A 15,010-nucleotide genomic window follows, 5' to 3' on the forward strand; every position below is an offset into this window, starting at 1 on the left:
CGATGCGCGGGCTGGCGCTCAGTCCAGCGTGATGTTGGCGTTCTTGATCACCGGGCCCCACTTGGCGCGCTCGGCCTCGATGAACTTTCCGTAGGCCTGGGGCGTGCCGCCCATGACCATGCCGCCCGTGTTCTCGATCATGGCGCGCACCTCCGCGTCCTTGAGGGCCTCGTTCACGGCCTTGTTCAGGCGCTCGATCACGGCCGGCGGCGTGCTGGCCGGCGCGATCATGCCCAGCCAGTTGTACGACTCGAAGCCCTTGATGCCCGCCTCATCCAGCGTGGGCACGCCGGGCAGCACTTTCAGGCGCTGCTTGCTGGACACGGCCAGGGCCTTGACCTTGTCGCCCTGGATGGCGGGCAGGGCCGCATAGCCCATCTCGAACATGAAGGCCAGGTGGCCGCCCATCAGGTCGGTGGCCGCCAGCGCGCCGCCCTTGTAGGGCACATGGACCATTTCCGTGCGCGTCTGGAAGGCCAGCAGCTCGCCCGACAGGTGGTGGGCACCGCCCACGCCCGACGATCCATAGGTCAGCGTGCCGGGCTTGGCCTTGGCTGCCGCGACCAGTTCGGCCACGGTCTTGAACGGCTGGTTGGGCGCCGTGGTCAGGATCAGCGGCGCCTCTTCGATCAGGATGATGGGCTGCAGGTCGCGTGCGGCGTTGTAGGGCAGCTTTTTCATCAGCATGGGATTGGTCACCAGCGGACCCGGCGAGCCGAAGCCGAAGGTATGGCCGTCCGTGGCCTTGGCGATGGCCTCCGTGCCCGTCACGCCGCCCGCGCCGCCGCGGTTGTCGATCACGATGGGCTGGCCCAGGCTCTGGCCTATCTTGTCGGCGATCTTGCGGGCCCGCGTATCGGCAAAGCCGCCAGCCGCATAGGGCACGATGAGCTTGATGGGGCGCGAGGGCCAGGCATCTGCGCCCTGGGCCATTGCGGTGGCGGGGGCGGCGAGCAGGGCGGCAGCGGCGGCGATGGCGCTGAGGGCCAGGCCCATGCCCAGGCGGAGGGTGTTGCGGCGGGTATTCATGGTGTCTTGTCTCGGTTGGGATCGGTGGTGATGGCGCAAGCGGTTCACTTTTCCTGCATGTTCGCGGCCTTGACGATCTCGCCCAGGCGCTTGCGTTCGGCGTCTGTGAACTTCACGAACTCGGCGCGCGTGCCGCCGATGGGCTCGATGCCCAGGCCCTTGAGCTTTTCCACCGTGGCCGGCTCCTTCATGGCCTTGTCCACGGCGGCGGCCAGCTTGTCCAGGATGGCGGGCGGCGTCCCCTTGGGCGCATGGATGCCGGCCCAGTGCGCGATCTGCAGCTCGGCAAAGCCCTGCTCCACGGCGGTGGACAGCTGCGGATAGGCCGAGATGCGCTGCGTCCAGGTGGTGGCCAGGGCCTTGAACTTGCCTTCGTTGAGGATGTGGGGCAGGGCGATGATGCTGGCCTCCGACGTGCCCTCCACCTGCCCGCCCAGCACGGCCGTCGTGCTCTCCGACCCGCTCTTGTAGGGCACGGGCTGCAGCTGGGCGCCGTACTTCACGTTCAGCATCTCGGCCACGAAATGCGGCGTGCTGCCCGTGCCGGCCGTGGCGAAATTGAAGCCCTGGCCCTTCTTCGATGCCTCGACGAAATCGCGCAGGTTCTGGTAGGGCGCGTTCTTGGGAACCACGATCACGGACGGCGCCAGGCCGATCATGGCCACCGGAACCAGCGCATCGTCCTTGAACGGCATGGTCTTCTTGATCATGCTGTTGGAGATCACGCCAGCCGCGCTCACCAGCAGGGTGTAGCCGTCGGGCTGAGCCTTGGCCACGATGTCGGCGCCCACCGTGCCTCCCGCACCCGCGCGGTTGTCGACCACCACGGGCTGGCCCAGGATCCTGGACGCGCCTTCGGCAGCCGATCGTGCCATCAGGTCATTGGCGCCGCCTGCCGAGAACGGCACCACCAGGCGAATGGGGCGGGTGGGCCAGGCATCGGCGGCGCCGGCAGCCCGTGCAGCGACGGAGCAGGTCACGCCGGCCAGCGGCAGCGCGGCGGCAAGCAGGGTGGCCAGGGCGGTGCGGCGGGGCAGGCGGGATGGCTGGTTCATGGGGTCTCCTGGAAATGCTTGAAATGATTGAAACGCCTGCCCTGTTTGCAAGTGGCATGCCACCGGATCAAAGGGTAAACCCTTGATATCGCAAGTTGTTGATGTGAATGGGTTTTGTGATTCTTGAAAAGTCTGCTCTGCAGGCATTCACCGATTCGCCCGGTGCGGTGTTGCATGAATGAAATAATCGGTTGCATGAATGAATCAGTTGTGCCTTCCATGCATGCAACCCCTGCCGGCCCCCGCGCAGCCTGGCCGCGCGTCGTCACCGTGGGCCGCCACCGCATCGGCCGCGTGCTGGAGCGCATGTCGCTGGCCGTGGGCGACCAGGTGCGCGTGGAGCATGTCAGCGCGGCCTTTGACGATGCCGTGCAGGCCGTGCGTGCGCTGCAGGCGGTCGAGCCCATAGACGCCCTGGTGGCCGCAGGGGCCAGCGGCGCCTGGGTGCGCGAGCGGGTCGATATCCCCGTCGTCATGATCGAGGTGCGCGGGTTCGATCTGCTGCAGGCGCTGGCCAGCGCACGTGCACTGGCACAGTCCGGCGGCACGCCGCGCATCGGGCTGGTGTCGTTCGACCATCCCTCGCCGCATCTGGCCCAGTTCGACGCGCTGTTCGGCGCCGGCATTGCGCAGTTCAGCTACCACGGACCCGAAGATGCCCAGGCCTGCGTGCGTGCGCTGCAGGCCGCCGGCGTGGGCGCCGTCGTCGCGCCGGGCCTGGTGGCCGACCTGGCCGAGCAGGCCGGCATTCCCAGCGTGCTGCTGTACTCCGATGGCGCCGTGCTGCAGGCCCTGCGTGACGCCGTGCTGCTGGCCCGCCACCGCCATGCCGAGCGCGCCCGCCACCAGCGGCTGGAAACCGTGCTCGGCCAGTTGCAGGACGGCGTGGTCGCCGTGGACACGCAAGGCCGCATCCAGGCCCTGAACCCCACCATGGCCGCGCTGCTGGGCGCGCCCGCCAATGCGCTGCATGGCCGGCTGCTGGACGAGGTGGCACCCGCGCTGGCACTGGCACAGGCGCTGCAGTCGCAGTCCCTGGAGCCCGAAGGCAGTGAAGACGTGGTCCAGCTGGCCATGCGCACCCTGGTGGTACGGCGCGCGCCCATCGTGGAAAACGGCCAGCTCACGGGCGCCTTGCTGGTGTGCCGCGACCCGGCCACCATCCAGCGTGCCGACCGCCACCTGCGCGCCAACCGCAGCCTGCGCGGCGCGGGCGTGCGCTGGCGCATCGAAGACTACGCGGGCGACAGCGAACCCGCCCAGCGCGTGCGCCGCCTGGCGCGCCAGTTCGCGGCCAGCGATGCCACCGTGCTCATCCAGGGCGACAGCGGCACGGGCAAGGAGTTGCTGGCCCAGGGCATGCACCGCGCCAGCCGGCGCGCGGCCCAGCCCTTCCTGGCGGTGAACTGCGCGGCCCTGGGGGAAAGCCTGCTGGAGAGCGAACTCTTCGGCTACGACGAAGGCGCTTTCACCGGCGCGCGGCGCGGCGGCAAGACCGGGCTGATCGAGGCGGCCCATACGGGCACCTTGTTCCTGGACGAGATCGGCGACATGCCGCTGGCCCTGCAGTCCCGCCTGCTGCGCGTGCTGCAGGAGCGCGAAGTGCTGCGCGTGGGCTCCACCACGCCCGTGCCGGTGGACCTGCGCGTCATCGCCGCCACGCACGCCGATCTGGCGGCCCTGGTCGAGCGCGGTGAATTCCGGCGTGACCTGTTCTACCGCCTGGCCGTGCTGCGCCTGTACATGCCCGGACTGCACGAACGCGGCCCGGCCGATGTCCAGGCCCTGGCCCGCGCCATGCTGGCGCGGCGCCTGCGCACGCAGTCGCTGCAGGCGGAAGGGCCATCGCTGGAGCCCTTGCTGGCGGCCTTGCTGGAGCTGGCATCCGGCCACCGCTGGCCCGGCAATGCGCGAGAGCTGGACAACTGGGTGGAACGCCTGCTGGCCTGCCGCCACGACCTGCGCGACAGCGCGGGCCGCGTGGACATGGGCCGCTTGCGGGAGCTGTTTCCTGAATGCGGCGGGGCTGGGCAGGGTACCGTTCAGGCCCTGCCAGCGCAGCAGCGGCAACTGCAACTGCGCGAGGCCCGGCGCGATGCCGAGCGCCAGCGCATGCGCGAAGTGCTGGAGCAGGTACAGGGCGACCAGCGCCGCGCCTGCGAGATCCTGGGCATCAGCCGGGCCACGTTGTGGCGCAGGCTCAGGGCGCCGGACTGATCAGGGTGCATGGCCACCCAGCCGCTCGGCCAGGAAATCCATCAGCACGCGCAGCTTCAGTGGCAGATGTCTGGTGGGCGGGTGAAGAATCCACAGCTGGCCGCTGTAGTTGGGCAGGAAGCTCCAGTCCGGCAGCACCTGCACGATGCGCCCGTCCGCCAGGGCCTGCCGTGCCGTGAAGCGGGGCAGGCTGGCGATGCCGATGTGCTGCAGCACGGCGTCCAGCCGCACACCGGTGTGGTTGGCCGCATAGCGCCCGCGCACGGCCACGGTGACGGTCTTGCCGCGGCCGCGCAGCTTCCAGTGCGCGTCGCCGGGCTCCTCTCCCAGGTAGATGCAGCTGTGGGCCTTGAGGTCCAGCGGATGCGCGGGCGTGCCGTGCCGGGCCAGGTACTGGGGCGAGGCGCACAGCAGATGGTCGATGTCCATCAGGTGGCGGCCCATGAGGCCTGGCGGCGGGTGGTTGGTGATGCGTATGGCCAGGTCCACGGGGTCATCGATCAGGTCCATGTAGCGGTCTTCCAGCCGCATTTGCACGTCGACCTCGGGATACAGGGCCAGGAAGTCGGGCATGTGGGGATGGACCACGGTATGGCCCACGGCCTTGGGCACGCTGATGCGCACCAGGCCGCGCGGCTGCGCGTCCTGAAGCAGGGATGCAGCCATGACGGCCTGCGCGGCGCCCACCATGTCCAGGCAGCGCGCATGCACTTCGCGGCCGGCCTCGCTCAGGCGCAGCTTGCGCGTGGTGCGTTCCAGCAGGCGCAGGCCCAGCGCCTTTTCCAGCCGCGCCACGCCCCGGCTGGTGGCCGATGGCGTGCTGCCCAGCTGGCGCGCGGCCTCGGAGAAGCTGCCCGTGTCCACCACCTTGACGAAGATGGCCATTTCTCCGAACAGGGGCAGGGCTTGATTTGTGCTCATGGCGCAAAGAATATTTGGAATACCGGGGGATTATCGCGATGGCAGCCCGGTTCTACACTGCCGCTCCATGCCTTTGCACACCTCCACTCCCCTCATCGAATCCCATGCCCTGGGCCAGGCCAGCGGCCAGAACATCTGGCTCAAGCTGGACGCGCTGCAGCCTTGCGGATCATTCAAGTTGCGCGGCATAGGCCATGCCTGCGAGACCCTGGCGGGCCAGGGCAAGAAGCGCTTTGTGGCCTCGTCGGGCGGCAATGCCGGCATTGCCGTGGCCTATGCGGGACGGCAGCTGTCGATGCCCGTCACCGTGGTCGTTCCCCAGACCACGACCGAGCATGCACGGGCATTGATCCGCGCCCAGGGCGCCGAGCTGATCGTGCATGGCTCCGTCTGGGACGAGGCCAATGCGCTGGCCCAGTCCCTGCTGGGTGCCGACGATGCCTTTGTCCACCCGTTTGACGATCCGCTGCTGTGGGCCGGGCATTCCACCCTCGTCGACGAACTGGCCGCTGCCGGCTTCAAGCCCGACGCCGTGGTGCTGGCCGTGGGCGGCGGCGGCCTGCTGGCCGGCGTGGTGCAGGGCCTGGAGCGCCATGGCTGGACCGATGTGCCCGTGATCGCGGCGGAGACGGCCGGCGCCGATTCTCTGGCGCAGTCCCTGGCCCAGGGCCGCCGCGTACTGCTGGACCGCATCACCAGCGTGGCTACTTCGCTGGGCGCGCGCCAGGTCTGCCAGCGGGCCTTCGATCTGGCGCAGGTGCACCCCGTGCGCAGCGCCGTGGTGACGGATGCGCAGGCGCTGCAGGCCTGCCTGCGCTTCATTGACGACCATCGCCTGCATGTGGAGCCGGCCTGTGGCGCCGCGCTGGCCCTGGCCTACGGGCGCGCTCCTGCGTTGCAAGGCTTCCAGCGCGTGCTGGTGGTGGCCTGCGGCGGCACGACGAACACGCTGGAGCAGCTCCAGGCGTGGCGTGGGGCGGCGCTGGCAGCCGAGGCGTGAGCACGGCTGCGGCCTGAAGTCCCGGCCCGCGCATTCATGCGGCGCTCAACACCTCGCCGGGGACCCTGATCCAGCCTTCCATCAGGATGCGTGCGCTGCGGCTCATCAGGGCCTTGGTCACCTGCCACTGGCCGTTCACCAAACGGGCCTCGGCGCCCACGCGCAGCGTTCCGGAGGGGTGGCCAAAGCGCACGGCGCTGCGCTCGCCGCCGCCTGCCGCCAGATTCACCAGCGTGCCCGGCACAGCCGCTGCGGTGCCGATGGCCACGGCAGCCGTGCCCATCATGGCGTGGTGCAGCTTGCCCATGGACAGGGCGCGCACCAGCAGGTCCACGTCACCCGATTCAATGCGCTTGCCGCTGGATGCCGTGTAGGCGGCCGGTGGCGCCACAAAGGCGATCTTTGGCGTGTGCTGCCGTCTGGCGGCCTCGGCCAGGTCCTTGATCAGCCCCATCTGCAGCGCGCCGTGGGCGCGTATGGCCTCGAAGCGGGCCAGGGCCTCGTCGTCCGTGTTGATGGCGTCCTGCAGCTCGCAGCCCGTGTAGCCCAGGTCCTGGGCGTTCAGGAAGATGGTCGGAATACCCGCATTGATCAGCGTGGCCGCCAGGCTGCCCACGCCGGGCACGTCCAGCCGGTCCACGAGGTGGCCTGTAGGGAACATGGCTCCGCCATCGTCTCCTTCATCGGCGGGATCCAGGAACTCCAGCGCCACTTCGGCGGCCGGGAAGGTCACGCCATCGAGCTCGAAGGAGCCGGTCTCCTGGACCTGGCCTTGCGTGATGGGCACATGGGCCACGATGGTCTTGGCGATGTTGGCCTGCCAGATGCGAATGGTGACCGTGCCGTTGCGAGGAATGCGCGCGGGATCTATCAGTCCCATGTGGATGGCGCAGGGCCCCACGGCGGCCGAGAGGTTGCCGCAGTTGCCGCTCCAGTCCACAAACGGCTGGTCGATGGCGACCTGGCCAAACAGATAGTCCACGTCATGGCCTTCCCGCGTACTGGGAGCCAGGATCACGGCCTTGCTGGTGCTGGACGATGCATTGCCCATGCCGTCGATCTGCTTGCCGTACGGGTCGGGGCTGCCCAGGGCGCGCAACAGGATGGCGTCGCGCACCGGTCCGGGGCGCTGGGCCGCCTCGGGCAGATCCTGCAGGCGAAAGAACACGCCCTTGCTGGTGCCGCCGCGCAGATAGGTGGCAGGGATGCGCAACTGGGGAAGAAAGGTTTCGGGGATCGCGCCCATCTCAGGCCTCCTGTGCTGTTGTTCGTATCTGTGTCTGTTCTTGCGGTCTGCCGATCGCCGGAGCGCGCAGCCTCTGGCGGCGGTTGATGCCCATGGACGGTGTCCCCTGCGGTGTCAGGCGATGGCAGTAGGCCAGGTTTGTTGCAAGCGCCATGCCATCCGCATCAAGGGAAAACCCGTGCAAGCCTTGCAGCGCGCCAGCACAGGGCGTGTGCACTGCGGTGCTGGCTGCCGCCGCAACATTCGTTTCACTGTCGTTTCAAAATTGCTGCTTTTGATTTCATGGATGAGGGAGCGTGCAACGGTTCGGTCCCCCAGTCCCACGCCGGCCTGCGGAGCTCTCTAGGGTTTGCCCGGGCCAGCCTTCAGCAAGTGTGCTTGCAGACGATAGAGGAAGGGTGTTTGTAGGATTTGTCTTATCCATGGTTCGCCTGCCGCGTGCCGAAATCCATTTATCCTCGCGCTCTGCTCCACATGGCCTGTACTGCCCTTTCCGGTGAACCTGCCATGGGGCTGGCAACGAGCGGTTCCGTGCTCCTGGACCGATTTCCCGTGACCGCCTATTCCGCCTTAGCCGCTCCATGTCAGTTTTTGCCCAGCGCACGCTTGTAGCCATCCGGGCCGCCTGGCCAGCCGCAACCGTCATGGCGGTGGGCATGTGCCTGAGCGCTGTGCTTGCCTTGCAGCAGCAGCGGGCGCTGGAGCGTATCGACCTGCAGCGCCATACCCAGCAGGCCCAGTCGGCCCGCCAGGCGCTGGAGATGCGCCTGGATGCCTACGCGGTCATGGTCCAGCATGTGGCCAACCAGCTGGCCGCCTCTCCCGAGATGGGGCAATCGGCCTTCGCGCGCATGGCGCAGGCGCTGCGCATACAGGCGCAGCCGGGCATGCAGGCGCTGTCCTTTACACGGGCCGCAACGCAGCGCGGTCTGCCCGGCCAGGATCAGGCCTTCACCGCCCGGCCCGGGCCCCACTATTTCTTCATCGACTATCTCTGGCCGCTGGAGGGCAACGAGTCCATTGCCGGCCTGGACATGCACGACCGCCCCAGCCTCATGGCCAGCATGGTGCGCAGCCGCGACAGCGCGGCCGCCGTGGTCTCGGCACCGTTTGCGCTGAAGCAGCCCGGCGAGCATGCCACCGCCGTGCTGGTGCGCGCGCCTGTCTTTGCGCTTGTGGACCACCAGTCCCCGGACGGGGAGGCCGCGCAGCCGCTGTTTCTGGGGACTGCAGACGTCAGCGTGCGCGTGCACGACCTGGTGCAGGATCTGCATGAACGCGGCTTTCTGCGCCGGCTTGCGCTGGCCATGCATGACGCAGGCCCGACCTCGCCCCTGCCGCCGGCCGGCATATCGCCGCTGCCGCTGTACCTGGGCGCGGCCTGGCCGGAGCGCGGGCAGGAGGCGGCCGGCATGGGCGACACCGGCCAAGTGGTGCTGGAGCAGACGCTGCAGGCCCAGGACCGGCTGTGGCGGTTGAACTTCATTCCCATGGGGACGGCCCTGTCCTGGACCGAGCGTGTCCAGCCCCTGGTTCTTTTCGCGCTGGGCATGCTCGTGTCGGCCCTGCTGGCGTCGCTGGCGGCGGCCTGGTGGCGGCGCCATCCTTCCAGCTGGGCCCAGCTGCGCGCCTCCTCCCGCAGCATGCGCGAGAGCGATGCCCGCTTTCAGGCCCTGTTCGAGCAGGCTGCCGTGGGCGTGGTGCAGGTCGATGCGGCCAGCGGCAACGTCCTGCATGTGAACCGCAGGTACTGCGACATTACGGGCCATGAGGCGCAGCAGCTGTGCCAGCGGCCCCTGCTGGCCCTGTTGGCGGCCGAAACCCTGGAGGGCGACCGGGTGCTGCTGCAGGAGCTGACGGCGGGCCAGCGCGGGGCCCTGCAGATCGAGCGGCAGCTGCGGCGCCGCGACGGCACCCTGGTCTGGGTGGAGCTGCATATCTCCGCGCTGGGCCATGGCCCGTCCCGGCGGCTGATGGCGCTGGTGCAGGACATCAGCGCGCGGCGCCACCTGCAGCAGATGCAGCGCGATGGATCGCGCCATCTGCGCATGGTCATCCAGCGCCTGCCTCTGGGCCTGGCCATGCTTCAGGACGACGGCCGCTTCGCCTACTGGAACGAGGAATTCATGCGCCTGGCGGGCCACGGTGCCACGGCCGGCATGGATGGTGATGGCTGGTGGTGCAACATGTGTCCCGATGAAGCCCGCCGCCTGCGCATGCAGCGCCGCTTCGAGGCCGCGCAGGCGAGGGCGCGCGTGGCACAGAGCCTGCACAGCGGCGAGTCCGACAGCTGCGGCACCCTCAACTGCGAGGAATACCAGCTCATGGGCAGCGATGGCCGCACGCGTTCCGTATCGATAGGCGGCATGCTGCTGGACGAAGGCTGCCTGCTGATCCTGCAGGACCAGAGCCAGCGCAAGACCGCCGAAGAGGAAATCCGCCGCCTGGCCTTCCACGACGCGCTCACCGGCCTGCCCAACCGCCGCCTGCTGGTGGACCGGTTGCAGCAGGCGCTGGCCTCCAGCCGCCGGCGCGGGCGCTGCGGCGCCGTCATGCTGCTGGATGTGGACAACTTCAAGGCCTTCAACGACAGCCTGGGGCTGGAGCTTGGCGATGTGCTGCTGCGCATGATTGCCGAGCGCCTGGCGCAGTCCCTGGGGCCCGAGGCCACGCTGGCCCGCCACAGCGGCGATGACTTCGTCGTGCTGCTGGAGGACCTGGGCAAGGACTCCATGCATGCGGCCTCGCAGCTGGAAGGCGAGGTCCAGCGCATGCGTTCGCTGCTGCAGCAGCCGCTGCAGTTGGCAGGCCAGTCCTGCCACATCACGATGAGCATTGGCGCCAGCCTGTTCGGCGAGCAGGAACTGAGCGCCGACGAGGTGCTGCGCCGCGCCGAAATGGCCATGTACCAGGCCAAGGGCATGGGGCGCAACACGCTGCAATTCTTCGATCCGCAGTTGCAGGCCGTGCTGCGCTCGCGCACGGCCATGGAGCAGGAAATGCGCGAGGGCCTGGTGCGCAGCCAGTTCGTCCTGTACTACCAGCCGCAGATGGCGCACGGACGCATCGTGGGCGCCGAAGGCCTGCTGCGCTGGAACCACCCGCGCGAAGGGCTGGTGCCGCCCTCGCTCTTCGTCTCGCTGGCCGAGGAGACCGGCCTGATCCAGCAACTGGGCGAATGGGTGCTGGGCGAGGCCTGCAGGCAGCTGGCGCAATGGGCGGCGGACCCCGAAATGGCCTGCATGGTGCTGGCCGTCAACGTCAGCCCGCGCCAGTTCCACCAGGCGCGCTTCGTGGAGCAGGTGCTGCAGGCGCTCAAGGAGCATGGCGCCAACCCGCGCCTGCTCAAGCTGGAGCTGACCGAAAGCCTGCTGCTGGCCGACGTGGACGACACGGCCGCCAAGATGGCCACGCTCAAGGCCCACGGTGTCGGCTTCTCGCTGGATGACTTCGGCACAGGCTATTCCTCGCTGGCCTATCTCAAGCGCCTGCCGCTGGACCAGCTCAAGATCGACCGCAGCTTCGTGCGCGACGTGCTCAGCGACCCCAACGACGCGGCCATTGCGCGCACCATCGTCGCCCTGGGCACCAGCCTGGGACTGCAGGTCATCGCCGAAGGCGTGGAAACCGAGGCGCAGCGCCAATTCCTCGAAGACCAGAGCTGCCACGTCTGGCAGGGCTACCTGCTCAGCCCGCCCGTGCCCGTGCGCAGCTTCGAGGCCCTGGTGCGCGAGGCCGCCCCCTTGCAGCGCCCCCCGGCCTTGAGCCCCGCATGCCTGACCCCGCCGGCGCAACACCGGCCCGAAGTGGCGGAATGCACGGACGCCAGCACGGGGCCAGAGGTCCCTTCAAACCATTCTTGACATTCGCAGCGGCCCCGCCCGGGCCGCTTTCCATTCTTGAGAGGGGGTGGCGCGCGGTATCATCCCGAGCTGCCTTGTTCTTTCCCCACCTCCTTGTTTGTCCGTTCGCCGCGGACCGCTTTGTGCCTGCATCGTGCGCCTGAATTCCATCAAGCTGTCCGGCTTCAAGTCCTTCGCCGAGCCCACCAACTTCATGCTGCCGGGTCAACTGGTGGGCGTGGTGGGCCCCAACGGCTGCGGCAAGTCCAACATCATGGATGCGGTGCGCTGGGTGCTGGGCGAGAGCAAGGCCAGCGAGCTGCGCGGCGAGTCCATGCAGGACGTGATCTTCAACGGCACCACGCACCGCAAGCCGGCCAGCCGCTCCAGCGTGGAACTGGTTTTCGACAACAGCGACCACCGTGCGGGCGGCCAGTGGGGCCAGTTCGGTGAGATCGCCGTCAAGCGCGTGCTCACGCGCGAGGGCAACAGCAGCTACTTCATCAACAACCAGGCCGTGCGCCGCCGTGACGTGCAGGACGTGTTCCTGGGCACGGGCCTGGGCCCGCGCGCCTACGCCATCATCGGCCAGGGCACGATCAGCCGCATCATCGAGTCGCGCCCCGAAGAGCTGCGCCTGTTCCTGGAAGAGGCCGCAGGCGTGTCCAAGTACAAGGAGCGCCGGCGCGAGACCGAGAACCGACTCTCGGCCACCACCGAGAACCTCACGCGCGTGGAGGACATCCTGCGCGAGCTCAACAACAACCTCGACCGGCTGGAGAAGCAGGCCGAGGTGGCGGCGCAGTACAACGCGCTGCAGTCCCAGGTCACGCTCAAGCAGCAGCAGCTGTGGTTTCTCAAGCGCGCCGAGGCCGAGGCCGAGCAGGACCGCGTGCGCGTGGAGGGCCTGAAGGCCGTCAACGAGCTGGAAGAGCGCATGGCCGACATCCGCAACAACGAAAGCGGACTCGAAACCCTGCGCCAGGCCCACTACGACGCCAGCGACCAGGTCAACCAGGCCCAGGCCAAGCTCTACGAATCCACGGCCGAGGTCGGCAAGCTGGAGGCCGAGATCCGCTACGTGCTCGAAGGCCGCCAGCGCGTGCAGCAGCGGCTGCAGCAGCTGTCCGAGCAGGTGCTGCTGTGGAACAGCCGCCGCGAGGAGGCCGAAGCCGAAATCGAAAATCTCGACGGCGCCGGCATGGACGCCGAGGAACAGGCCGAGATGCTGGCCGCCCAGGTCGAGGAGCAGAGCATGCGCCTGCCCGACCTGGAAGAGGCGCTGCGCAATGCCCAGAAGGCCGATGCCGACCAGCGCGCCAGCGTGGTGCAGGTGCAGCAGCAGATCCAGGTGCTGGCCGCCGAGCAGCGCAGCCTGGACGAGCAGCGCCGCCAGTTCGAGACCCGCTTCGAGCGACTGCGCGCCGACCGCAATGCGCTGGAGACACCCGACGAGGCCCGCCTCAACAATCTGCAGTCCCAGCTGGACGAGGCCCGCGAACTGGCTGAAATGGCCGATGCCGTGCTCAACGAGCTGCAGGACTCCGTGCCCCAGCTCGATGAGGACCGTCGCACGCGCCAGCAGGCCGTCAATGCCGAGGCCGCGCGCCATGCCGACCTGTCGGCGCGTCTGGAAGCCCTCAAGGCCCTGCAGGAAAAGGTCAAGACCGACGGCAAGCTCCAGCCCTGGCTGGCCAAGCACGGCCTGGACGGCATGCAGGGCCTGTGGAGCCGCATTGCCATCGAACCCGGCTGGGAAAACGCGCTGGAGGCCGCGCTGCGCGAACGCCTGGGCGCGCTGGAAGTGGGCCGGCTCGACATGGTGCGCGGCTTCCTGGGCGCAGGCGGGCACGATGCGCCGCCCGCGCGCCTGGCCTTCTTCAGCCCGCCGCAGGGCGCCCCCGCGCCCGCGCCGGGGCGCTGGCAGCACCTGTCCGATCTGCTGCGCGTGAACGATGCCGGCCTGCGCGCCGTGCTCGGCGACTGGCTGCAGGACTGCTACACGGCGCCCACGCTGGAAGAGGCGCTGTCGCGCCGCGGCGAGCTGCGGCCCGGCGAGACGGTCTATGTGCCCACGGGCCATGCCGTCAGCAGCCACAGCGTGAGCTTCTATGCGCAGGACTCGGAGCAATCCGGCCTGCTGGCACGCGCCCAGGAAATCGAGCACCTCGAAAAGGAAGTGCGCGCCCAGGCGCTGATCTCCGACGAATCGCGCACGGCCCTGGTGCGTGCCGAAAGCGCCTATGCCGAGGCCTCGCAGCGCCTGGTCAGCGCCCGGCGCGAGGCCAGCGAATCGCAAGGCCGCGCCCATGAGCTGCAGGTCGAGACCCTGCGCCTGTCGCAGCTGGCCGAGCAGGCCCGCGCGCGCAATGCCCAGATCAGTGCCGACCTGGCCGAGGTCGAGGCCCAACTGTCCGACATCGAGGAGCGCCGCGTGGCGGCCGAAGCCCGCTTCGAGGAACTGGACATGCAGCTGGCCGACAGCCAGGAGCGCCATGCCCAGCTGGGCGACAAGGTGCTGGAGTCCGAGCGGCGCCTGAACGAATCGCGCGAGCAGCTGCGCACGCTGGAGCGCCAGGCCCAGGAGGCCACTTTCTCGCGGCGCAGCCTGGAGGCGCGCCGGGGCGAACTCAGCCGCACCATAGAGACGGCCAGCCAGCAGGCCCGCTCGCTGGCCGACGAGCAGCAGCGCGCGCAGGACGAACTCACGCGCCTGACCGATGCCGCCGCCCAGGGCGGCCTGCAGGACGCGCTGGATCTGAAGATGCAGCGCGAGCAGGCCGTGGCCGCGCGCCGCAGCGAATATGACGACCTGACCAACAAGCTGCGCGCCAGCGACGAACGCCGCCAGCAGTTGGAGAAGGCGCTGGACCCGCTGCGCCAGCGCATCACCGAATTCCAGCTCAAGGAGCAGGCCGCGCGCCTGGGCCTGGAGCAGTACTCCACCTTGCTGGAGGAGGCCGGTGCCGACCTGGCAGCCGTCTCCCAGTCCATTGCCGAGGCCAATGTGCGCATGCACGGCCTGCAGGGCGAAATCGACCGGCTGCACCGCGAGATCGCCGCCCTGGGCGCGGTCAACCTGGCGGCGCTGGACGAGCTGAAGCTGGCGCGCGAGCGCAAGACCTTCCTCGACGCGCAGACCGAGGACCTGACCCAGGCCATGAACACGCTGGAAGATGCCATCCGCAAGATCGACGCCGAGACGCGCGAGCTGCTGTCGGGCACCTTCGAGACCGTGAACGGGCACTTCGGGCGCATGTTCCCCGAGCTGTTCGGCGGTGGCCAGGCCAAGCTGGTGATCACCGGCGATGAAATCCTCGACTCGGGCGTGCAGGTGATCGCGCAGCCGCCCGGCAAGAAGAACCAGACCATCCACCTGCTGTCCGGTGGCGAAAAGGCGCTGACGGCGATTGCCCTGGTCTTCGCCATCTTCCAGCTCAACCCGGCGCCGTTCTGTCTGCTGGACGAGGTGGACGCGCCGCTGGACGACGCCAACACCGAGCGCTATGCCAAGCTGGTGGCCAGCATGAGCAAGGGCACGCAGTTCCTGTTCATCAGCCACAACAAGATCGCCATGGAAATGGCGCAGCAGCTCATCGGCGTGACCATGCAGGAGCAGGGCGTGTCCCGCATCGTGGCCGTGGACATGGAGTCCGCGCTGTCCATGGCTGAGCTATCCTGAGCATGTCCGCAACCTTCC

Annotated in this window: 8 protein-coding genes; 4 read left to right on the forward strand and 4 right to left on the reverse strand. The window is 68.8% G+C overall.

The genetic code is table 11. From position 1 onward, the window contains the following. Positions 1 to 18 precede the first annotated feature (18 nt). Both DTS01S_RS19585 and DTS01S_RS19590 read right to left on the reverse strand, forming a co-directional pair. Entirely contained in the window at positions 19 to 1,029 is a 1,011-nt protein-coding gene (locus tag DTS01S_RS19585) for a Bug family tripartite tricarboxylate transporter substrate binding protein (RefSeq protein WP_061288561.1), read from the reverse strand. A 44-nt stretch (positions 1,030 to 1,073) separates the two neighbouring features. After that, positions 1,074 to 2,084, reverse strand: a complete 1,011-nt coding sequence (locus tag DTS01S_RS19590; RefSeq protein WP_017405022.1) for a tripartite tricarboxylate transporter substrate binding protein — start codon at positions 2,082 to 2,084, stop codon at positions 1,074 to 1,076. Positions 2,085 to 2,303: 219 nt separating this feature from the next. Here DTS01S_RS19590 and prpR point away from each other — a divergent pair, with 219 nt between their 5' ends. Then, positions 2,304 to 4,301, forward strand: coding sequence for a propionate catabolism operon regulatory protein PrpR (prpR, locus tag DTS01S_RS19595; RefSeq protein ID WP_017405023.1), 1,998 nt, complete (start codon positions 2,304 to 2,306; stop codon positions 4,299 to 4,301). Here the strand turns inward: prpR and DTS01S_RS19600 are convergent, their stop codons facing one another. Next, the gene (locus tag DTS01S_RS19600; RefSeq protein ID WP_016453509.1) at positions 4,302 to 5,222 is read right to left on the reverse strand and encodes a LysR family transcriptional regulator; all 921 of its coding nucleotides are present in this window, start codon (positions 5,220 to 5,222) and stop codon (positions 4,302 to 4,304) included. Positions 5,223 to 5,289: 67 nt separating this feature from the next. On the opposite strand from DTS01S_RS19600, the gene DTS01S_RS19605 reads away from it, so the two are divergent. Beyond that, positions 5,290 to 6,222 (forward strand): pyridoxal-phosphate dependent enzyme, encoded by a 933-nt coding sequence (locus tag DTS01S_RS19605; protein ID WP_026062287.1) that lies wholly within the window; start codon positions 5,290 to 5,292, stop codon positions 6,220 to 6,222. Between the two features lie 34 nt (positions 6,223 to 6,256). On the opposite strand, the gene prpF is transcribed toward DTS01S_RS19605, so the two are convergent. Continuing rightward, positions 6,257 to 7,468, reverse strand: a complete 1,212-nt coding sequence (prpF, locus tag DTS01S_RS19610; protein ID WP_026062288.1) for a 2-methylaconitate cis-trans isomerase PrpF — start codon at positions 7,466 to 7,468, stop codon at positions 6,257 to 6,259. 581 nt (positions 7,469 to 8,049) lie between these two features. Between prpF and DTS01S_RS19615 the strand changes: the two genes are divergently transcribed. After that, positions 8,050 to 11,331 carry a bifunctional diguanylate cyclase/phosphodiesterase gene (locus DTS01S_RS19615; RefSeq protein ID WP_026062289.1) on the forward strand — a complete coding sequence of 1,094 codons (3,282 nt, stop codon included), beginning with the start codon at positions 8,050 to 8,052 and terminating at the stop codon, positions 11,329 to 11,331. A 133-nt stretch (positions 11,332 to 11,464) separates the two neighbouring features. Next, positions 11,465 to 14,992, forward strand: a complete 3,528-nt coding sequence (smc, locus tag DTS01S_RS19620) for a chromosome segregation protein SMC (protein WP_016453505.1) — start codon at positions 11,465 to 11,467, stop codon at positions 14,990 to 14,992. The last annotated feature ends 18 nt before the right edge of the window (positions 14,993 to 15,010 follow it).

Source organism: Delftia tsuruhatensis NBRC 16741 (assembly GCF_001571325.1).
In the GTDB taxonomy this organism is placed as follows: Bacteria; Pseudomonadota; Gammaproteobacteria; order Burkholderiales; family Burkholderiaceae_C; genus Comamonas; species Comamonas tsuruhatensis.

Excerpts from the sequence above, each read along its gene's own strand:
- DTS01S_RS19605 (WP_026062287.1), top strand. The coding sequence starts at position 5,290 with ATGCCTTTGCACACCTCCACTCCCCTCATCGAATCCCATGCCCTGGGC.
- prpF (WP_026062288.1), bottom strand. The coding sequence starts at position 7,468 with ATGGGCGCGATCCCCGAAACCTTTCTTCCCCAGTTGCGCATCCCTGCC.
- prpR (WP_017405023.1), top strand. The coding sequence starts at position 2,304 with ATGCATGCAACCCCTGCCGGCCCCCGCGCAGCCTGGCCGCGCGTCGTC.
- DTS01S_RS19590 (WP_017405022.1), bottom strand. The coding sequence starts at position 2,084 with ATGAACCAGCCATCCCGCCTGCCCCGCCGCACCGCCCTGGCCACCCTG.
- DTS01S_RS19600 (WP_016453509.1), bottom strand. The coding sequence starts at position 5,222 with ATGAGCACAAATCAAGCCCTGCCCCTGTTCGGAGAAATGGCCATCTTC.
- DTS01S_RS19585 (WP_061288561.1), bottom strand. The coding sequence starts at position 1,029 with ATGAATACCCGCCGCAACACCCTCCGCCTGGGCATGGGCCTGGCCCTC.
- DTS01S_RS19615 (WP_026062289.1), top strand. The coding sequence starts at position 8,050 with ATGTCAGTTTTTGCCCAGCGCACGCTTGTAGCCATCCGGGCCGCCTGG.